Source organism: Dyadobacter chenwenxiniae, from assembly GCF_022869785.1.
Classification (GTDB): domain Bacteria; phylum Bacteroidota; class Bacteroidia; order Cytophagales; family Spirosomataceae; genus Dyadobacter; species Dyadobacter chenwenxiniae.
The window spans coordinates 2,231,906-2,252,482 of record NZ_CP094997.1 but is presented as its reverse complement, the minus strand read 5'-3'; the positions used below and the strand labels follow the sequence as shown (position 1 = coordinate 2,252,482).

The 20,577-nt window shown below is 45.8% G+C and carries 17 protein-coding genes; 2 read left to right on the top strand and 15 right to left on the bottom strand.

Translation table 11 applies throughout. The features are described 5' to 3' along the window. Positions 1 to 147: 147 nt before the first annotated feature. The 11 genes from dnaK to menB form a co-directional block, all read right to left on the bottom strand. The gene (gene dnaK / locus MUK70_RS09290; RefSeq protein ID WP_234606670.1) at positions 148 to 2,067 is read right to left on the bottom strand and encodes a molecular chaperone DnaK; all 1,920 of its coding nucleotides are present in this window, start codon (positions 2,065 to 2,067) and stop codon (positions 148 to 150) included. Between the two features lie 173 nt (positions 2,068 to 2,240). Further along, positions 2,241 to 4,787 (bottom strand): phosphocholine-specific phospholipase C, encoded by a 2,547-nt coding sequence (locus tag MUK70_RS09285; RefSeq protein ID WP_234656436.1) that lies wholly within the window; start codon positions 4,785 to 4,787, stop codon positions 2,241 to 2,243. A gap of 145 nt (positions 4,788 to 4,932) precedes the next feature. After that, positions 4,933 to 5,277 carry a 50S ribosomal protein L20 gene (rplT, locus tag MUK70_RS09280; RefSeq protein ID WP_026631508.1) on the bottom strand — a complete coding sequence of 115 codons (345 nt, stop codon included), beginning with the start codon at positions 5,275 to 5,277 and terminating at the stop codon, positions 4,933 to 4,935. 103 nt (positions 5,278 to 5,380) lie between these two features. Continuing rightward, entirely contained in the window at positions 5,381 to 5,575 is a 195-nt protein-coding gene (gene rpmI, locus MUK70_RS09275) for a 50S ribosomal protein L35 (protein WP_026631509.1), read from the bottom strand. A 150-nt stretch (positions 5,576 to 5,725) separates the two neighbouring features. Next, the gene (gene infC / locus MUK70_RS09270; protein WP_082216552.1) at positions 5,726 to 6,277 is read right to left on the bottom strand and encodes a translation initiation factor IF-3; all 552 of its coding nucleotides are present in this window, start codon (positions 6,275 to 6,277) and stop codon (positions 5,726 to 5,728) included. A 113-nt stretch (positions 6,278 to 6,390) separates the two neighbouring features. Further along, on the bottom strand, positions 6,391 to 8,334 hold the full coding sequence (thrS, locus tag MUK70_RS09265; RefSeq protein ID WP_234656437.1) for a threonine--tRNA ligase: 1,944 nt from the start codon (positions 8,332 to 8,334) through the stop codon (positions 6,391 to 6,393). A 60-nt stretch (positions 8,335 to 8,394) separates the two neighbouring features. Next, a complete protein-coding gene (locus tag MUK70_RS09260; RefSeq protein ID WP_234656438.1) occupies positions 8,395 to 9,591 on the bottom strand; it encodes a tetratricopeptide repeat protein in 1,197 nt (398 codons plus the stop codon). Continuing rightward, the gene (locus MUK70_RS09255) at positions 9,584 to 10,471 is read right to left on the bottom strand and encodes a class I SAM-dependent methyltransferase (RefSeq protein ID WP_234656439.1); all 888 of its coding nucleotides are present in this window, start codon (positions 10,469 to 10,471) and stop codon (positions 9,584 to 9,586) included. Before MUK70_RS09255 ends, MUK70_RS09260 begins: the two co-directional genes overlap by 8 nt. A gap of 76 nt (positions 10,472 to 10,547) precedes the next feature. Next, on the bottom strand, positions 10,548 to 12,122 hold the full coding sequence (locus tag MUK70_RS09250; RefSeq protein ID WP_234656440.1) for a hypothetical protein: 1,575 nt from the start codon (positions 12,120 to 12,122) through the stop codon (positions 10,548 to 10,550). Next, positions 12,112 to 12,522, bottom strand: coding sequence for an EVE domain-containing protein (locus MUK70_RS09245; protein WP_234656441.1), 411 nt, complete (start codon positions 12,520 to 12,522; stop codon positions 12,112 to 12,114). The genes MUK70_RS09250 and MUK70_RS09245 overlap by 11 nt, the downstream gene beginning before the upstream one ends. Before the next feature lie 53 nt (positions 12,523 to 12,575). After that, positions 12,576 to 13,400, bottom strand: coding sequence for a 1,4-dihydroxy-2-naphthoyl-CoA synthase (menB, locus tag MUK70_RS09240; RefSeq protein ID WP_234656442.1), 825 nt, complete (start codon positions 13,398 to 13,400; stop codon positions 12,576 to 12,578). 113 nt (positions 13,401 to 13,513) lie between these two features. Between menB and MUK70_RS09235 the strand changes: the two genes are divergently transcribed. Next, the gene (locus tag MUK70_RS09235) at positions 13,514 to 14,599 is read left to right on the top strand and encodes an AMP-binding protein (protein WP_234656443.1); all 1,086 of its coding nucleotides are present in this window, start codon (positions 13,514 to 13,516) and stop codon (positions 14,597 to 14,599) included. Beyond that, the gene (locus MUK70_RS09230; protein ID WP_234606679.1) at positions 14,592 to 15,365 is read left to right on the top strand and encodes a hypothetical protein; all 774 of its coding nucleotides are present in this window, start codon (positions 14,592 to 14,594) and stop codon (positions 15,363 to 15,365) included. Before MUK70_RS09235 ends, MUK70_RS09230 begins: the two co-directional genes overlap by 8 nt. Here the strand turns inward: MUK70_RS09230 and MUK70_RS09225 are convergent, their stop codons facing one another. The 4 genes from MUK70_RS09225 to topA are packed head-to-tail and all read right to left on the bottom strand — an operon-like array spanning position 15,366 to position 20,558. Further along, complete coding sequence (locus tag MUK70_RS09225; RefSeq protein ID WP_234656444.1) at positions 15,366 to 16,493, bottom strand: helix-turn-helix transcriptional regulator; 1,128 nt, start codon at positions 16,491 to 16,493, stop codon at positions 15,366 to 15,368. It lies immediately after the preceding gene. A gap of 10 nt (positions 16,494 to 16,503) precedes the next feature. After that, entirely contained in the window at positions 16,504 to 17,385 is an 882-nt protein-coding gene (locus MUK70_RS09220; RefSeq protein ID WP_234656445.1) for a bifunctional 5,10-methylenetetrahydrofolate dehydrogenase/5,10-methenyltetrahydrofolate cyclohydrolase, read from the bottom strand. Continuing rightward, positions 17,385 to 18,071 (bottom strand): SIR2 family NAD-dependent protein deacylase, encoded by a 687-nt coding sequence (locus tag MUK70_RS09215; protein ID WP_234656446.1) that lies wholly within the window; start codon positions 18,069 to 18,071, stop codon positions 17,385 to 17,387. The genes MUK70_RS09220 and MUK70_RS09215 overlap by 1 nt, the downstream gene beginning before the upstream one ends. 36 nt (positions 18,072 to 18,107) lie before the next feature. Next, on the bottom strand, positions 18,108 to 20,558 hold the full coding sequence (gene topA / locus MUK70_RS09210; RefSeq protein ID WP_234656447.1) for a type I DNA topoisomerase: 2,451 nt from the start codon (positions 20,556 to 20,558) through the stop codon (positions 18,108 to 18,110). Positions 20,559 to 20,577: the final 19 nt, after the last annotated feature.

Here is a 20,577-nt window from a genome sequence, read left to right as displayed (position 1 = left end):
TATGTAACCCAAATCGGTAAAAATTAATGCCAGAAACGACCGGACTTTTTTAAACTTTTTACAGGAATCAAATACCCACTTTTTTAAAAAATTCGTGTAAAAAAAATCCCCATCTGGTTAAAGACGGGGATTTTCAAAATTGTCTGATTATTTGACTTCTTCAAAATTTACATCCGTCACATCATCAGTGGCGCTGCCGTTGTCTGCTGCACCGGGATTTCCGGTTGGTCCGCCTTGCTGTGCGCCTGCTGGCTGGCCTTCTGCACCGCCTTGTGCGTACATTTCCTGAGAAGCGGCTTGCCATGCGGCATTCAGTTTTTCCATTGCTGTATCAATTCCAGCAAGGTCCTGGCTCTGATGCGCGGTTCTCAATTCTGCCAATGCTCCTTCAATGGCTGATTTATTTCCAGCAGAAAGCTTGTCGCCGAATTCTTTTAATTGTTTATCAGTAGAGAAGATCAGGCTGTCAGCAGCATTGATTTTCTCGATTTTTTCACGTTCTGCTTTATCAGCCGCTTCGTTTGCTTTTGCTTCTTCACGCATACGGCTGATCTCTGCGTCTGTCAAACCGCTTGAAGCTTCAATGCGGATTTTCTGCTCTTTGTTTGTGCCTTTATCTTTCGCAGAAACATGCAGGATACCATTTGCATCCACGTCAAATGTCACTTCGATTTGTGGCGTTCCGCGTTGTGCCGGTGGAATGTCAGACAAGTGGAAACGTCCTAATGTACGGTTCTGCGTAGCCATCGGGCGTTCGCCTTGCAACACGTGGATCTCAACAGATGGCTGGTTATCAGCAGCAGTAGAGAATGTTTCTGTCTTTTTAGACGGGATTGTCGTGTTGGCATCGATCAGCTTGGTGAACACACCGCCTAATGTTTCGATACCCAATGACAATGGAATAACGTCCAAAAGAAGTACATCCTTCACTTCACCTGTTAAAACACCACCCTGGATTGCTGCACCAATTGCAACAGCCTCATCCGGGTTAACACCTTTCGAAGGTTTTCTGCCAAAGAATTTCTCAACTTCTTCCTGCACACGTGGGATACGCGTAGATCCACCAACCAAAATCACTTCGTTGATATCATTATTGGTATAACCCGCATTTTTCATGGCTTTCTTGCAAGGCTCCATCATTCTCAGGAACAATGAATCAGCAAGCTGCTCGAACTTTGCACGCGTTAATGTGCGTACAAGGTGTTTTGGAATGCCGTCAACCGGAAATATATATGGCAGGTTGATCTCAGTTTGTGTTGAGCTTGACAACTCCACTTTCGCTTTTTCAGCAGCTTCTTTCAAACGTTGAAGCGCCATTGCGTCTCTTCGTAGATCAACTGCTTCGTCTTTTTGGAATTCGTCGGCAAGCCAGTTAATGATCACCTGGTCAAAGTCGTCACCACCAAGGTGTGTATCACCGTCGGTAGATTTTACTTCAAAAACGCCGTCACCCAGTTCAAGGATCGAAACGTCAAATGTACCACCACCCAAGTCGAAAACCGCGATTTTCATGTCCAGGTGTTGCTTGTCGAGACCGTAGGCAAGTGCAGCGGCAGTAGGTTCGTTGATGATACGTTTCACATCAAGACCTGCAATCTGACCAGCTTCTTTGGTAGCCTGACGTTCAGCATCATTGAAATAAGCAGGAACAGTAATAACCGCTTCTGTCACTTCCTGACCAAGATAATCCTCGGCAGTTTGTCTCATTTTCTGCAAAATGAATGCAGAAACTTCCTGTGGAGTATATAGCCTGTCACCGATGGGGATACGAGGCGTGTTGTTTGGACCTTTATCAACGGTGTACGCAACAGTTTTTTGCTCACTTGTTACATCATCGTATTTTTTGCCCATAAATCTCTTTATGGAACTGATAGTATGCTTGGGATTCGTGATCGCCTGGCGTTTCGCTGGTGCACCGATTTTGCGTTCACCATTATCCATGAATGCAACCACTGAAGGGGTTGTACGAGCACCTTCGCTGTTTGCAATTACAACCGGCTCGTTACCCTCCATGACAGCCACGCAGGAGTTCGTTGTTCCTAAGTCTATGCCAATAATTTTTCCCATTGTTCTATATTAAAGTTAAGTATAATTTGATTCTGACTAATCCGCTGAGAGCACCTGGCCATACAGCGTTCTGAGGGTTAACTAAAAACCTCGTACCAGAAAGAATCGAATGAAAGGGAAGTGACAAAGTGTCAGGCCGGATTCCGGTCTGACACTTTTAAGAAATGAAGGGATTAAGCCAGGTCGGCCATGAGCGGATCGCTCTTACTTATGCGGCCAGTTTCCACGTGTCCTGCGACGCGGACCAGGAAGTCAGGATGCGCCTCTGAGGTGACGGAGAAGTCATACCATTGGAAGCTTTTATCCAGGTTAAGAACCAATGTTTGTTCCAGACTTGCGGAAGCATGCTCGCCGTTTAATGTTACAAGCTGATTACTAGCGCCATAGGCATTGTCCTGGACGACGAAAGTGCTTTTCGAAGCCATTTTGTTCACCTCGATTTTAAGCTCAATGTTGCCAGTTGGTTTGTTGTTTTTGTCAAACTGATAATGCAAACCAACTTTCACATTGCCTGTGGCCTTATTACCCTGGAATTCCCTGAAAAAGCCGTTAGGCCCATAAACCCGCAGATGATATTTTCCGCCTTCAAAATCCTCCGGTTTCCACGATCCCGTGAGCGTGTCGCCTGCTTTCACAGCATAGTTCCAGACTTTAACCTCTTCATTTTTGTATTTTCCAGGCGCATAAACCATGAATGGAGCCCCGGCTGCCTTGTCGCGGAATATGCCATTTTTGGCTTCGAGCTTTATCTCAAATGCATTTTTGGCAGTATTAAAGCTGCCCTCTGCTGCCAGTTCGTAAGGGATCGGGCAGGAGGGACGTGTTCCTTTTTCCTGCTTAGGCATGAGCGGTGCGGCGAGCGGGTTCTTGTTGATCTGCTCTATTTCAACCTTTGACAATGCTTTATATGCATTAGGCAGCTTTTTAAACTTAGCATTGAAAATGCCCTCCATGAATTCGTCTCGCGCGAGGAAAGTCGGCAATGGGATTTTTTCGCCTTCGTAAGGCGTAAAAGTTGAAGTCAAATCACCGCAAATAGTCCTTCTCCAAGCGCTGATGTTGGTTTCTTCTATCTTCTTGCCCGCCTTGTGACTCACGAATTTTTCCAAAAACTGCAAGATGGAAGTGTGATCAAAAACCTCCGAACACACATTCCCGCCTCGATTCCATGGCGACGCAACGACCAGCGGAACGCGGAAACCAAGCCCGATGGGACTTTCCCGGCATTCCTTCTCTTCCTTTTTGGTCATGTCCTGCGCCATCGTCACGAACTCCGTTTTGCAATCAATGCCTTCTGAAACTGCGCCTGTGTCTTCTTTATAGGGATCAGGCACTACAAAAGGTGGGACGTGATCGAAATAGCCATCATTCTCATCATAGCAAAGGATGAAAATGGTTTTCTTCCAGACTTCCGGATCAGCCGTAAGAATGTCCATGACTTCCGAAACATACCACGCGCCATACCAGGGTGATGTAGGGTGATCCGAAAAATTTTCCGGTGCCACGAGCCAGGAGACGGTTGGTAAAGTCCCGCTTTTAACATCGCTCCGAAACTGGTGCAACACATCGCCCTGCGGCGCTTTGGCTTCGTGCTCTATGTCGCCGTCCTGGTATTTTACAGTCGTTACTTTGCGGTAATCAGGGTCATTCTTATTCGTCGTGAATGCTTTTTGATGAATGTTCTTCGTGCGTTGGGAAAGCTTTTCGTAGTTTTCCGGCGTCCATTTTTCCAGTTCTTCTTTGGCAAACACCAACTCTTTTTGCTTTAAATTCAACGACTTTTCAAGATCTGTCGCTTCTTTCGTTCCTTTTGCCGCTTTCGCTAGTTTCGCTTCTGTTTCTTGGATTTCCGCTGGCAATGCGCTTAATCTCGCTTTTTGATATTTCTGATAACCGGTGTGATATCGGATTTGATATTGGCTGAACCATTCAATAGGGTTGTCTGTAAAGTTAGCCAGCCAGGAATCTTCCTCACCCGTCAGACCGGTGTTAATGCTGAGTTCATTTTGATAAATTCGCCACGAAACGCCATTGTCTTCCAAGCGCTCAGGGAATGTTGTCCATGATGCTTCTGCATCGTCAGAAACATTCTCATTTCGAATGTTAGCATAATGTTCAGGGCTTGGTTTTTCGCGAACCGTTCCGGACCAGAGATAAAGTCTGTTAGGCGTTGTGCCGGTTAAAGACGAACAGAAATTCTGGTCACACACTGTGAAAGCATCCGCCAGCGCATAATAAAAAGGAATGTCCTCGCGATTATAGAAACCTTGCGTTAAAGGCATTTTAGCATAATCCTTATGGCCTGGCTGCTTGGCAATGAGCCATTTATCATATTTTCCGCCGTTACGCGCATCCACCTGATTAGGCCAGGAATGCGGCAAAGAACCCATCCAGGTCGCATTGGATTCCCGCATGTTCAAACGGAATGGGGCGAACGTTTCACCAAATGCATTGGTTTGAAGCCAGACGAGATTTTTATTGGGCAATGTAATAGCCCGGGGATCATTAAAGCCCCGCACACCACGAAGCGAGCCATAGCAATGGTCAAACGAACGGTTTTCCTGCATCAGGATCACCACGTGTTCTGCATCCAGATAAGTGCTTCCTTTTTTTGGATCAATAGCCAGCGCCCTTTGAATGGAAGGCGGCAGTGCACTCAACATACCGGCTGCACCGGTGAGCATGGTGGCCTTTTTTATAAACTCCCTTCTGGATTCCATGGGGTAGGGGTTTTAGGTTTGAACTTGTCTGTAATACGCGACAAAAACACTAAAGTACCAACCTTTTATTATTTCAGGAGTTAAAAAATTGTGAAGAAGTTTGGGGAGGACAAAAAAAATCCCGCCGGAGAGGCGGGATGCTGTTTTATTTTACCTGATCAACGATCGCTTTGAATGCTTCCGGATGATTCATCGCCAAGTCAGCGAGAACTTTCCGGTTTAGCTCGATGCCGCTGGCACTAAGCTTGCCGATGAAAGCAGAATATGATAAACCGTGAAGACGGGCCCCTGCGTTGATACGCTGGATCCACAATGCACGGAAATTACGTTTCTTTTGCTTACGACCTTTGTATGCGTATGCCAAACCGCGCTCTACTGCGTTTTTAGCTACTGTCCATACATTTTTACGACGGCCGAAATAGCCTTTCGCAAGTTTTAATACTTTTTTACGTCTTGCACGTGACGCAACGTGATTTACTGAACGTGGCATAAAATTAACTGTTTTTGATGGTCGGCGCTCTGATGAGTCTTGAATTGCCTTCTATCGGGTTGAACAAAAAACCAGAATGGATATTCTAATTAATGGCTGCGAATTATTTCGCGAGCATAGCCATCACCTGCTTAACATTAGACACATCGATCAGACCTGTTTTAACCAATCCGCGCTTGCGCTTGTTTGATTTTTTGGTCAGGATGTGGCTGTGAAACGCGTGTTTGCGTTTGATTTTGCCAGTGCCGGTCAGCGCGAAACGCTTTTTAGCACCAGAATTGCTTTTCATTTTAGGCATGATTCAAAAAAATTTATTGATAAAATATAAAACAGCGCGCAAAATTAGCCAAAATGTTTCTAAAATGAAAATCGTGTCCCTGACAAAGTCAAAGACACGATACATTTAACTAATATATGTGATGGAAGAACCGAATTCGGAACGGCCAGGTTATTTTTTAGCAGGTGCAGGCGCAAGAATGATTGTCATTCTCTTTCCTTCTAGTTTAGGCTCCATTTCAAGCTTACCATAGTCTGTAAGGGCTTCTGAAAACTTGTTTAATAAGTTAACCCCTCTTTCTTTGAAAACGATGGTACGTCCAACGAAATGAACGTAAGCTTTTACTTTCGAACCTTCTTTTAGGAAATTTATCGCATGTTTTAATTTAAAGTCAAAATCATGATCATCGGTATTAGGGCCGAAACGGATCTCTTTGATGACAACTTTCATTGCCTTCGCCTTGATCTCTTTCTGCTTCTTCTTCTGCTCATATTTGAACTTCGAATAGTCAACCACTTTGCAAACAGGCGGAACCGCCGTTGGCGCAATTTCAACTAAATCAAGGCTTTGTGCCTTCGCAAGCGCGCGGGCCGTATTGATATCAACTATGCCTGGTTCAATGTTCTCTCCAACCAGACGCACTTCTTTTGCTGTAATTCGTTCGTTTATTTTATAAGGTTCTTCGGGAACTCTTAACCGTCCACTCGGGGGTCTTAATGCCATATAACTTGGTTTGGTGTTACTTTGGGTTTTATTGGTAAAATCAAAAAACTTAACACTGGTGTCACAAAAATAGTGCCTTAGTGCGGGAATTATAACAAAAAGTTAGAAAATCATCAAATAATGGCAGCCTCTTTCTTGAAAAAGCTTGCAAACTCCTCAATTGTCATACTTCCCATGTCTCCTTCGCCTTTCCTGCGCACCGACAATTTGCCTTCCGCCGCTTCTTTTTCGCCGACGATGAGCATGAAAGGAACTTTGGTAACTTCCGCATCGCGGATCTTCCGGCCGATCTTCTCGTCGCGATGATCCACAAAGCCGCGGATGTCGTGGTCCTGCAATTTGAAAAATACATCTTCTGCGTAATCAGCGAACTTTTCGGATATTGGCAAGATCGCTATCTGGTCCGGTGAAAGCCACAATGGGAACTGCCCGGCTGTGTTTTCGATCAGGATGGCAATAAATCTTTCCATCGAACCGAATGGCGCGCGGTGGATCATGACTGGCTGATGCTTTTGATTATCGGAGCCGGTGTATTCGAGTCCGAAGCGTTTTGGCATCTGGTAATCCACCTGGATCGTGCCCAGCTGCCATTTCCTGCCCAATGCGTCACGCACCATGAAATCAAGTTTCGGGCCGTAGAATGCGGCTTCGCCTAATTCAGTCACCGTACTTAATCCGCGTTCCTGGGCGGCTTCTATGATGGCATTTTCTGCTCTTTCCCAATCTTCGTCTTTTCCGATATATTTCACCTTGTCGTTCGGATCACGAAGCGAGATCTGTGCGCTGTAATCCTCGAAACCGAGTGATTTGAAAACATATAATACAAGGTCAATCACACGGACAAATTCTTCTTTAACCTGATCCGGCCGGCAAAAAATGTGTGCGTCGTCCTGTGTAAAGCCACGCACTCGGGTAAGCCCGTGCAGCTCACCGCTTTGCTCATATCTGTAAACCGTTCCAAACTCCGAAAAGCGCAAAGGAAGATCTTTGTAGGAGCGGGGAGAGGTTTTATAAATCTCACAGTGATGCGGACAGTTCATTGGTTTTAGCAAATATTCTTCGCCAACGTTCGGTGTTTTGATCGGTTGGAAAGAATCCTTGCCATATTTATCCCAGTGGCCGGAAGTAACATAAAGTTCCTTGCTGCCAATGTTAGGCGTGATCACAGGCAGGTAACCCGCTCGCGATTGTGCCTTGCTCAAAAATGATTGCAGACGTTCCCGTAGCATCGCGCCTTTTGGCAGCCACAAGGGTAATCCCTGACCTACTTTTTCAGAAAAAGCAAACAGCTCCAACTCCTTGCCTAAGCGACGGTGATCGCGTTTTTTCGCTTCTTCCATTAATGTTACATACTCTTCCAGCTCTTTTTGTTTTGGAAAAGTAATCCCGTAAATGCGGGTCAACATCTTGTTTTCCTGCTTATTACGCCAGTAAGCGCCAGCAATGTTGGTCAGCTTAACGGCCTTAATGAAGCCGGTGTTCGGAATGTGCGGTCCACGGCAAAGGTCGGTAAAACCGCCTTGCTCATATAATGTAATGGAGCCGTCTTCCAGGCCATCAATCAGTTCCAGTTTATATTCGTCGCCCTTTTGGGTGAATAGTTCCAAAGCATCGGCCTTGCTGATAGGCTTCCTGATATACTCATTTTTCTGGCGCGCCAGTTCAAGCATTTTCGCTTCGATCTTTGGAAAGTCATCCTGAGAAATAGAATTGTCGCCCAGATCAACGTCATAGTAAAACCCTTTTTCGATCGACGGTCCTGTTCCGAATTTTACGCCCGGATACAATGCTTCCAATGCTTCGGCGAGTAAGTGGGCAGAAGAGTGCCAGAACGTTGATTTTCCGTCCTCATCATTCCAGGTAAGCAATTTCACCAGAGAATCCTGCGTAATCTCACGCGTAGGGTCCCAAACTTCATTGTTTACTTTGGCAGCGATTACATTTCGCGCCAAACCTTCACTGATACTGAGCGCAATGCCCATGGCAGTAATCCCTTTCGGGTAAAACCGTTCACTTCCGTCGGGCAGGGTAATTTTTACTTGAGACGCGTCTTCCATTCAAAAATTTAATTCTTATGACAATTAATCAAAGGCTTGTGAGGGCCACAAAGTACAAATCTATTCAATTTTAGCTTTTCGAGACGAGTCTACGCGGATATTTGTAGTTCCTCTCGGGCGTATTACGTTAATTTTCACGCGCGACGTGTCGAGCAGCTTGTATCCGGAGCTCGCGCTTGCATCGGGATTGTAGGTGGAGTAAATACTGGCATCCTCGTCTCTCCGGATTCGGTAAAGGCCGTTCCGGGCACTTTGATCGCCGGGGCTGAGCACCAGTGCAGTTGTATAATAGTCAATAGCCTTGGTGTAATCGCCCGCTTTTTCATAGGCATAACCCAACATATTGTTAATGTCTTTGGACTTAGGCTTTATTTTCAGAAGCGCCTCCAAAGCCCGGATCGCTTTGTAATATTCCTTCAACTGTGTGCCAACCGTCGCAATGCGCATGAGCGCGTCCTCGTACGCAGGTTTGAGCGCAACGGCTTTTTGGTAATTAATTAAAGCAGTGTCTGGTTTAGCCAGCACATTAAAAATTTCTCCCCGCTCAAAATAGAGACTTGGCACATTCGGGAACCGCTGAATGGCCTTCTCGTTGATGGTCAGCGCCTCAGCAGGATTTTTGAGTTTTCTTAATATAATAATACTCTGCTCATAAGCCCTCAAAAGTTTCGGGTTTACATTCATCGCGTATTTAAAACTCGAAATACTTGCCAGTGAATCGCCCTGACGCGCTTGTAACATTCCTTTTACATAATACGCGGAACCGTCATAAGGAGCCATTTTCATAGCCTGGTTCAAATAATTAATTGCTTCCCTGAAACGGCCTTTGGCTTGCAGCACGTCCGCGAGCAGCACATATAGTTCGGGGCTGCTTTGCTGCAATGCTTCCGCTCGTTGCGCATCTTCCAGCGCTTTGTCAATTTGGCCCAGTTCCCGGTTGACTTTGCCGCGCAACAGGAAATACTCACTTACATTCTCCTGTTCGTAGATGGACTCATTGATATCTTCCAAAGCATCGGAATATTGCTCTCTTTCAAAATAAATCCGCGCTCTTTTAAAGTAATTTTGATCTGTATCAATGCCCCTGTTAATGAGTTCGGTAAGTGATAACAGCGCATCACTTTGCCATTGCGCATGGGTCTTTTTTACAACGGGCGGAATGCGCGTGGAATTTCTGGCGTCACTCTGGCAGGATTGGATTAACACAGCCAGAATGATGCAAGATAAAATAGATATGCGCTCGAAAATTTTAGACATTCTGGTCTGAAAATCTTGAAAAAACGCCTAATGGAAGGTTTTTGCCAAAAGAATCCGGAATAAATAGCTCGCCAAATTCATGGTGGATCTGCGTTCCGAAATGTGCTTTGATCAAATTCTCCACGATGAGCGCTGAGAAACCCAAAGAATATAAATTGATGATGAAGAAGAAATTTTCCTTCTTCAAGAGTAAAGCGCAAAGTTTCAGGATTTCATTCAGACTTTCTTCCAAAAGCCATTTTTCGCCATCCGGTCCGCGTCCATATGCGGGTGGATCAAGGATAATGCCATTATATTGATTGCCTCTCCGCACTTCCCGCTGCACAAATTTCAATGCATCTTCCACAACCCAACGAATATTGTCCAGCCCGCTCAGTTCCATATTTTCCCTCGACCAGCTGATTACCTGCTTCACCGAATCCACGTGCGTAACGTCCGCGCCCGAAGCTTTTGCTGCCAGTGAAGCAATACCTGTGTAGGCAAATAAATTTAGCACGGAAGGCTTCGTTTCCGGGATTTGTTTTAATTTCTTCGCAATGTAATCCCAATTGGTCGCTTGCTCCGGAAACACGCCCACGTGCTTGAACGATGACAGTGCGAGTTTCGAGCGTAAATGCAGCGTATTGGTCCTGTATTGAAAAACCCACTTATCCGGCATGCCGTCCTTGGCAATCCACTGGCCTTTTTCCTGCGAATTTTTATCTCTTTTGAAAATCGCATTTGAACGCTTTTCCCATTCGGCCTCGGAAAGGGATTTGTCCCAAATTGCCTGAGGTTCAGGACGTGACAAAATATAAGGGCCGAACCTTTCGAGCTTTTCAAAGCCGCCGGTGTCGATCAATTCGTAATCTGTATGTTGCTCAGGAGATAATAAAATCATGGAAATAAATTTCGGCCATTTCCCATTTTCCCCATTTCCGTCGGCTTAAGCCGACGGAAAACGGCGGAAAAATGGATTAATATGCAATTTTGTTTAAATAAAAAACATTGCGTCTGCCTCTCGTTTGCGGATCGCCGGCGGCGTTGATAATGCGTTGCTCGCCCCACGCCAGATAGAAGTTTTCATACCAGTAATCAATGTCATCCGTGCTGGTTTTTCTCACTTTATCACCTTCTACATTGGTTTCGTTCGGGATCACGCGGTCACTGTCCACCACCTGATTTCCCTTGATAATCTTGCTCCGGATGGCTCCATTGTGACTGTAAACCAGGCGCGAATTGCCATTGGTGAAAGTCTGCACCTTGATCTTTTCACGCAGGTCCATGCTTTTGACATTATCGAAATTAATGCTGTTATCCCAAAGCAATTTGCCGTTTTCATCTACATCGGCCACGACAGCGTGCGTGTAGGTGAATCCGTCGAAAACCTGCTGATTGTAACCGCGACCGCCATACATGGGATTCCATAAATATGGATTGTATAACCCCATTCCAAAGGGATAGCCCATCATTCCGCCGTAACCAAGCCCGCCCATCATAGAGGGATTCTGGTAACGATATTCGGGGTAAAAAACTTCGGCTACTAAAAGGAAATTGTTGTTTTTCGGCACGATGTCATGCACGAGCAAGCGATAATTGAGTTTCAAATCGTCGCCGCTTTCTTTTTTTTTGCGAATGCGCTTTTCCATTTTTTCCTGCTGTCGCTCGTTCATGAAATTGAAAAAGTTCTTGAACTCGGTAAAGCTGTGATAACGCGTGAAAACAGGCTCATTACCAATGATTTTGCTGATATAAAGCCCTTGTGAAGCAGCATTCGAAGTGCTCTGCATATTTCGGTAACCATATGTGCCGATTACGACCCTTACGGAGTCGTTAAGCACTTGTAATCTGCCGCTTAGTAACGAATAGTCGTCCTCGGGGTCAACAGAAACCTGCGCATAAAGCTCGCCAGTTTCTTCATATGAGCGAGCGACGATGCGGGTTTGCCTTCCTTTCTTTACTGCAAAACAAACATTCACCAAATGATGCGCGGTGTCCACTTCAACAGTCTGAATAGCATTAGAGCCTTTGATAGCGGAAGGTAAAATTTTCGTTTGGCCCGTCCTGAGCTGGGTCAAAATGAGAACAGGTTCGTTCCTCACCATTCCGGCCATGAAAACCGAGTAACCCAACGTTTTGAAATCGGTAATCTCAAAACGGTCGACTGTATTAATGGTAAATGTTTCTACGAAACCCGGGCCAACATTCACTTTCACGATCTGATATAAGGAACTCCGATATTTACTAAAAAGCAAAAACACCGCTTGGCCGTCATAGGAAGCGGTTATATAGTCCAAGTTCGCCTCAATTGGCCCGTCTATGGACCATACGCGTTCCAGATTCGTGTCAAATTTCTGAACATTGAATGTGCCTTTCTCGGGCTTGGAAATCAGCAGTACACCTTGCGAACCCAAAGGCACGGTTTGGTAAGCCATGTTCCCCGACAAGGGCAATTCTATTCTCTTAACGCCTTGTGCAGCAGTCAATAGTGATGCTGAGACAAGGACGGAAAGCAATAAAATCCGACGAAATGCAGATAGATTAAGATTCATGTGCCAATGCAACAATAATGTCGAATTCTTCGCGCTTAACCGGCACTACGGACAACCTGGACAGGCGCACAAGCTCCATATTTTTGAGAATATCGTGTTTTTTGATTTGTTCAAGCGTCACCGTTTTAGGAAAATGCTCCACCGGAACCATATTTACTACGACCCAGTCACCTGTATCAATGGTTGGATCGGGATAATGTTCTTTTGAAACTTTTGCCAAACCAACAACTTCCTTTCCAATGTTGCTGTGGTAAAAAAGAACCAGGTCGCCTTTTTTCATGGCCATCAGGTTGTTACGCGCGGCAAAATTCCTTACGCCATCCCACATGCCTTCTTTTTCCTTTACGAGGTGATCCCAGGAATATTTATTCGGTTCAGTTTTTACAAGCCAGTGGTTCATGGATTTCAGTTAGGTTTTAAACGAATTCTTTGGTTAAAAAACGCATCTTACGATCAGGGAAATTTCGGGTATTTGCTGAAATCCGGCTTTCTTTTTTCAAGAAACGACTTTTGCCCTTCCTTCGCTTCTTCGCTCAGATAGTAAAGCAATGTTGCGTTTCCCGCCAATTCCTGGATCCCAGCCTGTCCGTCGAGTTCCGCATTGAAAGAGCTTTTCAGCATTCTGATAGACAAAGGACTCTTCTCCTGTATTTTTTTACACCATTCAACAGTCGTCGTCTCCAAGTCTTCCAAGGGAACAACCTTGTTTACCAAACCCATTTGCAATGCTTCCTGCGCGTCATATTGGTCGCATAGGAACCAGATTTCCCGCGCTTTTTTCTGCCCAACAACTCTTGCCAGATAAGAAGCGCCAAAACCGCCATCGAAGCTTCCCACTTTCGGGCCTGTCTGGCCGAATCTTGCATTCTCTGCTGCTATGGAAAGGTCGCAGATCACGTGCAGCACATGCCCGCCGCCAATAGCCCAGCCCGCAACCATGGCGATAACTGCCTTAGGGATAGAGCGGATCATGCGTTGCAGGTCAAGCACATTCAAACGGGGCACATGGTCATCGCCGATGTAACCGCCATGTCCACGAACGGATTGGTCGCCGCCGGAACAGAATGCTTTTCCACCTTCGCCGGTTAAAATAATGACATCAATGCGGGTGTCTTCTCGGCAAATATGCATCGCGTCGATCATTTCCGTAACTGTGAGCGGCGTGAAAGCGTTGTGTTTATGCGGGCGATTTATGCTTATTTTTGCAATGCCTTCGTGCAGCGTAAAAAGGATTTCCTCGTATTCTTTAATGGTTTCCCACTGGATCAAACTGGACATAAATTCGGAATGTAAATGAATAATCTGGCGTTAAAAAGCTAACTATAACCGCCGTTAACTCGTTCGCAACAATCTGCGAAATTACAGATTGTTTGGGTTTCCTTCAAAAACAAATGAATAACTTTCCAATGCCCTGGAACACAAGTACAACCGCCTTCAAGACCCAGCAAAGACCCGAGCATCCCCACTTTGGCAAAGCATATGATTTCATGCAATCGTGGCTAATTGGCCGACAAACATTCACATTGCAAACGTCCGGCTCAACCGGAGATCCCAAGCTTATTGAAGTGCAAAGAAGCCAACTGGTCAGCAGCGCGCGAATGACGGGTAAGGCACTCGATCTTGCAAAAGGAACACGTGCCCTGGTTTGTCTGAATGTACATTATATAGCGGGCCTGATGATGCTTGTGCGCGGGATGGAGCTGGGTTGGGAGATGACGATCATTGAACCGTCGGCAAACCCACTGGTTGACCTGAGTGTTAATGACACATTTGATTTTGCAGCTTTGGTGCCGTTACAGCTTGCATCAGTGCTCGAAAACGCGCAAACAGCAAATCAAGTTGGCAGATTAGGGAAAATCCTCTTGGGCGGCGCACCGGTTCATGTCTCTTTACAAAGGAAAATAGAAGCACTAACCATTCCGGTTTACCAAAGCTACGGCATGACGGAAACCGTTTCACACATTGCACTTCGCCGGTTGAACGGAGAAAACTTTTCGGAAGATTACCACTTCCTGCCCAACATTATTTTCGGCACCGACGACCGTGGCTGTCTGCACATTTCAGGGCCGGTAACCAATGGCGAAATAGTCCAGACGAATGACCTGGTGGAGATCACAGGAGATACATTCAAATGGATCGGACGGGCTGATAATGTGATCAATTCTGGTGGCGTGAAGATTGTTTTGGACAAAGTGGACGCGGGCGTTGGTGAGGTTTTTTACGATTTGAAAATTGCAAGTGCATTTTTTAATTGGTTTGTTGTGGATGAAAAACTGGGCCAGAAATTGATCCTGGTAATCGAAGGAACTGAAAATGCTTTTCAGGCGGATGACATTATTCCGCAAATTAGAAAGCGCCTTTCCGCCTATGAAACCCCGAAACATGTTTACTTTGTGCAGCATTTTAGTAAAACCACCACGGACAAGGTCGACAAACGCCGCACTGTCCAACAACTTTTAGCATCTCAAAATGGATAAAAATATTCAAATCCCCGGTTTCTATATCGTTCGTTTTCAAACCGCCTCAGTCGTTCCGGCCCCCTTTTCGCATTTTTATACAATCAAACTGGATATCGCTTCCAAAGATCAGCTCACGGTTGATTTTGACATCAAATATCTGGATCGCGACGAGCTGGATGAGGATGATCTGCTGGACGAAGGTTTTTCTCCGGATGATGATTACGCTTGGAAAGGGAATGTTCCTGCGATCTGGATTGATCAGTTTCAGGACATTATGGCTTCTTCCAAGATCATTAGAAAACGGGAAGAGAGTGAATTTGAGGATTTTATAGAAATTGAATTGGATGAAAACGGCAAAATGGTGACCATTTATCCGGTCGATAAGGAACGCTGGTCGTATTTCTTGCAGGAGTTTATGCAGGCTGTGTTTGAAGCGGGTGGCCGTGAGAAGCCATTTGAGCTTACTTACCTTGAAATTGACGGCGAAAAGCAGAAGCAATTAGACCTACGCGCTTCTTTTGCAGAAAAATCATTTACCGTGATTACAGACAAGGCGCCAGCAAGAAATCTGGAATGGTCGCAACTGCAAAAAATCATGGACACGGTTTACAAAGCTGAATTTGTGCCTGACAATGCTTCGGACGCAAAGCCCAAAAAACCAGGAAAATACATTACTGCCGGTGACGGACTTTGGTATCAAATGGGCGTGGCGATCCTGGAAACAACTGCGAAAAGTAAGGATTTGCCTAAAATTGAAGCATTGTTCAATGCTTTGTCCAAATAATTAAGATCTGTATTGGCTCAGTTCCTGCTGCAATTCATCCACCAGCAGGCTGACCCTTTCCAGTGAAGGCTGCGGCGTCGGCAGTTGCAGACTTACAAAAGCCTTCACTTCCCAAACTTCCTGCACGTCCTGCAAAGGAACTTCAAGCTCTTCCAAATCGGCTATATCGGAGGTAAGCAACAAAACTCCGGAGGTTTTCACGTGATTAAATGCCGTTCTGTACACAAAACCATGGCCGCGCAACACAAAAATGTACTGCATGTCATCCTTAATGTCATACCAGTTTCTCACAAATGTTCCCACGAGAATCGAGCCGGGATAGGCGAAGTCTGCACCGCTTTCAAACGCCCGATAGTAGCCCATCGGCAGGTTAGGAAGCTGGAAAACAGGCAATTGGTTTAAGTATGCGGGGTTTTGGAAGTTGGCAAGATATTCCTGCTGTAAGTTTTTCGCAACCCATTGAATGGTAGGATAATTAACCACCTTTTCTTCAACCTGCGCATTAAACTGAATTCCCTGGAATTGATTGTTAAAAACCGGCAATTGCGAATCTGGATGAGCATTAACCGGAGAGGTCTGTATCACAGGCTGGTTTTGAGCGACAGGCTGGTTTTGAGAGACAGGTTGGTTTTGAAGAACAGGCTGATTCTGTAAAGCTGGCTGAACGGGCGCAACAGGCTGCACAACCTGCACCGGCTGGCTTTGCGGCTCCCCATTGACAGGTTTGAAATTAACCTGCTTGGAAACCATCCTGATCTCAGGCTCCGGCTGCTGGTATTTTTCAATAATTTTAGACAAAGGCTGCGGCTCGGAAAATGCCGGAATGCGCGTCTGCGCCGGCGTAGGCACATTGCCGGAATGTGAAACCGTCATAGGGCGACCAGCATTCATTGGCAAAGACATGTCAGGCGTTTCCCGCAATTTTCGAAGATCATTTTTGAGCAGATTATCCACCGTAATGCCAAAAGCCGCCGCCATATTTTTCAAATTGGTCAGGTTCGGATTGGCACGGGCTTCTTCGTAAGCGCCGAGTAATGAGCGCTTTATAGCGATCTTTCTGGCAAATTGCTCTTGGGTAAGACCATTCAGCCTTCTGAGATATTTGATGTTGTTGCTTACGATGCTCATGATACAGATTTTATGAATATATCTCCTTCTTCGCAGCTTTAAATGTGTTGGTCAGCAACCCGCAAATGGTCATCAAACCAACGCCTCCGGGAACGGGTGTGATGTAACCTGCTTTGGGCGCAACGTCATTGAAATCAACGTCTCCTTTAATGGCAAACCCGCTTTTTCTGGTTTCATCCACAACCCGTGTAATGCCTACATCAATTACAACTGCTCCCTCCTTAACGTAATCCGCTGTAACAAATTCTGGCCTGCCCAGCGCAACGATCAAAATATCTGCGGTTTGGCAGATTTCTTTCAGATTTTGTGTTTTTGAATGCGTAATGGTCACCGTGCAATTGCCCGGATATTCGTTGCGCTGCATTAATATGCTCATCGGCAAGCCCACAATCTGGCTCCGGCCGATTACGACGCAATGTTTGCCGCTGGTTTCAATTTTGGCACGAATGAGCATTTCCAAAATGCCGAACGGGGTCGCAGAAATGTACGCAGGCAATCCTTTGCACATTTTACCTACATTCACCGGATGAAAACCGTCCACGTCTTTGGCCGGGTTAACGGCCTCCATAATGGTGTTTTCGGAAATGTGTTTGGGTAAAGGAAGCTGTACAATGAATCCGTCCACATCCGGATCATTATTAAGACCTTCCACCGCTTCCAGCAGTTCCTTTTCACTTATTTCAGGCCCAAATCTCAGTAGTGTGGAAGTGAAGCCGATCTCTTCGCAGCTCCTGATCTTGGACGCTACATATGTTTCACTTGCACCGTCAGCACCCACGAGGATTGCTGCCAAATGTGGCTTCTTGCCGCCATTCGCGATCCACGCTTCCACTTCGTTTTTTATTTCAAACTTAATTTGGGATGAAATTGCTTTCCCGTCCAGTAACTGCATTATTTATGGGTAATATTTTTGATAAGAATTTCCATTCCTGTTGTTGCCTTTTCCTGAATAAAGGTCATGTTGGGTTTCAGGCTGATATCCGGTTTTGCGGGATCTATGATGTAAATAGGTTTATCCGCGCCTACATAATGTACCAGTCCGGCAGCCGGATAAACGGCCAGCGACGTGCCTACCACAACGAAAATATCGGCTTCCTCGGTCACTTCCATCGCGATTTCCATCATCGGGACTTCTTCGCCAAACCATACAATGTGCGGCCTTAACTGACTTCCCAATTCGCAAAGATCACCCGTTTTCAACTCCCAGGACGACATTTCGTAAACCAGATCGGGGTTTTTCGTGCTTCTGGATTTAAAAAGCTCGCCATGCAAGTGGATTACATTAGAGGATCCGGCGATTTCGTGCAGATTATCCACGTTCTGCGTGATAATGGTCACGTCGAAATCTTTCTCCAACTCAACCAGTGCATCATGAGCTGCGTTGGGTTTCACTGTTGCGGCTTGCTTTCTGCGCTGGTTGTAAAAGTCCAGAACGAGTTCCTGGTTACGCTGCCAGGCTTCCGGCGTGGCTACGTCTTCAATACGAAAATTGTCCCACAAGCCTCCGTTATCGCGGAATGTACTGATCCCGCTTTCGGCGCTGATTCCCGCTCCCGACAGCACTACAAGTTTTTTCATAATTTCAAATGTCTAGTGTGTAACTGATTTAGTTTTTCAACTTTTCTTGGCTGCTTTTGGAGCCGCTGCTTTTTTCGCCGCCGGTTTCTTGGCTGCGGGCTTCTTCGCCGCCGGTTTTTTCTCTGCCACTTTCTTTTCTGCCGGTGCTTTTACAGCTGCCGCTTTTGCTGCCGGTTTTTTGGCTCCTCTTCCTGCCGGTCTGTCCGGAGTTTCCGCGGCCAGTTTTACCACTTCTTCATAAGTTAAGGAAGCGGGCTCGGTGCCTTTCGGGATTTTTACATTCTTTTTTCCAAAAGCGATATAAGGTCCGTATTTACCGTTAAGGACTTTTGCATCGGGATCTTCACTGAACTCTTTAATGGTTCTGTTGCTGTCGTTCAGGCGTTTTTCAGTGATAATTTCAACCAGTCTGTCTTCGGTAACCGCCATGGGATCATCCGTTCTGGCCAGTGAAAAATATTTGCCGTCGTGTTTCACATAAGGGCCGAACTTGCCGATGTTCACGATCAGTTCTTTTTCTTCAAATAAACCAACTTCACGGGGCAGTTTGAAGAGTTCAAAGGCTTCTTCCAGCGTAATGTTTTCCATAAGCTGGCCCTTCATTAAGCTCGCGAACTTTGGCTTCTCTTCATCCTCTGCATCGCCAATCTGTACATAAGGGCCGTATTTACCAATCCTGACAGAAACTTTTTTGCCTGTTGCTGGATCTTCACCTAAATCGCGAGAAGTGAGGCTGCGGTCAATCGCTTCTTCGTTGGCCTCGGTAACTTTCTTTTGAAATGGTGTATAAAAGTTTTTGATCATCTGGCGCCATTCCAGCTGGCCGTCTGCGATGTTGTCAAAATCCTTCTCCACATTTGCTGTGAAAGAATAATCAATAATGTCGTTGAAATGGCTTACGAGGAAGTCATTCACAACCATTCCGGTGCTGGTTGGGAATAGTTTTGCCTTCTCAGATCCGTATATTTCTTTATTAACCTTGCTATTAATCTGGTTATTGGCCAGCGTCAGTTCTTTAAACTCACGCTCGTTTCCCATCCGGTCTTCTTTAACAATGTATTCCCGTCTTAATATGGTAGAAATTGTCGGTGCGTATGTGGATGGACGTCCGATTCCCATTTCTTCCAGTTTTTTCACCAAACTCGCTTCCGTATAGCGTGGCGGGTTTCTTGTAAAGCGCTCCGTTGCCCGCATGTCCGCCAGGTTCAGGATCTGGTTAATGTTAAGTGGGGGTAACATTCCTTTTTGCTCTTCGTCGCCTTCATCATCGCTGGATTCCAGATAAACTTTCAGGAAACCTTCAAATTTGATGACCTCACCTTGCGCAACAAGCTCTTCGGAAGTGGTTGATATCGTGATGGTTGCCGTCGTACGTTCTAATTGTGCATCCGACATTTGGGATGCAATCGCACGCTTCCAGATCAGCTCGTATAAACGCTGCTCATTGCGGTCCCCGCTGCCGTTTAATGTAGAAAAATCAGTCGGGCGGATTGCTTCGTGAGCTTCCTGCGCCGATTCATTTTTGGTCTTAAATATCCTTTTATTATAGTAATCCTGTCCGTATTCCTTTGTGATCTGAACCCGGGCTTTTTCCAATGCTTCCTCCGACAAATTCGTGGAGTCCGTTCTCATATAGGAAATCTTACCTGCTTCGTAAAGCCGCTGTGCCACCGTCATGGTTTGCGCTACGGAAAAGCTCAATTTTCTGGATGCTTCCTGTTGTAATGTAGAGGTTGTGAATGGCGGTGCGGGTGTTTTTTTAGCTGGTTTAACTTCAAGACTTTTGATTGAGAATTGTGCGCCAATGCATTTTTCAAGAAACTTCATGGCATCATCCTCCTGCGCAAAATTCTTGGCGAGCTCTGCATTTAAGACTTTGCCGTTTCCAAGATCGAAATGCGCGGTTACTTTAAAGCTGCTTTTGCTTCGGAATGCGTCAATTTCTCTCTCTCTTTCCACAATGATCCGCACCGCAACGGATTGCACACGGCCGGCAGAAAGGTTGGATTTACCAATCCTGATCTTTTTCCAAAGCACAGGAGAAAGTTCATAACCCACAAGCCTGTCGAGGATTCTGCGTGCCTGCTGTGCATCCACAAGGTCCACATCAATGATACGCGGCTTGGAAATCGCATTCTGTAAAGCAGTTTTCGTAATCTCCCTGAACACAATTCTTTTGGTGTCGTCGGGTAACCCCAATGCTTCTTTCAAGTGCCAAGATATCGCCTCTCCTTCGCGGTCATCATCCGTTGCGAGCCACACTTCTGCGCCTTTGGCGAGTTTTTTGAGCTCGGATATCACCTTTACTTTATCAGCTGAAATTTCATAAGAAGGCTGGAAACCATGCTCTACATCCACGCCCATATCATGCTCCGGTAGGTCACGAACGTGTCCGAAACTTGACTTGACGGTGAAATCTGCTCCTAAATAACTTTCAATGGTTTTGGCCTTCGCCGGTGACTCTACGATCACCAGATTTTTTGACATAACTTTGGATTTAAGGGAT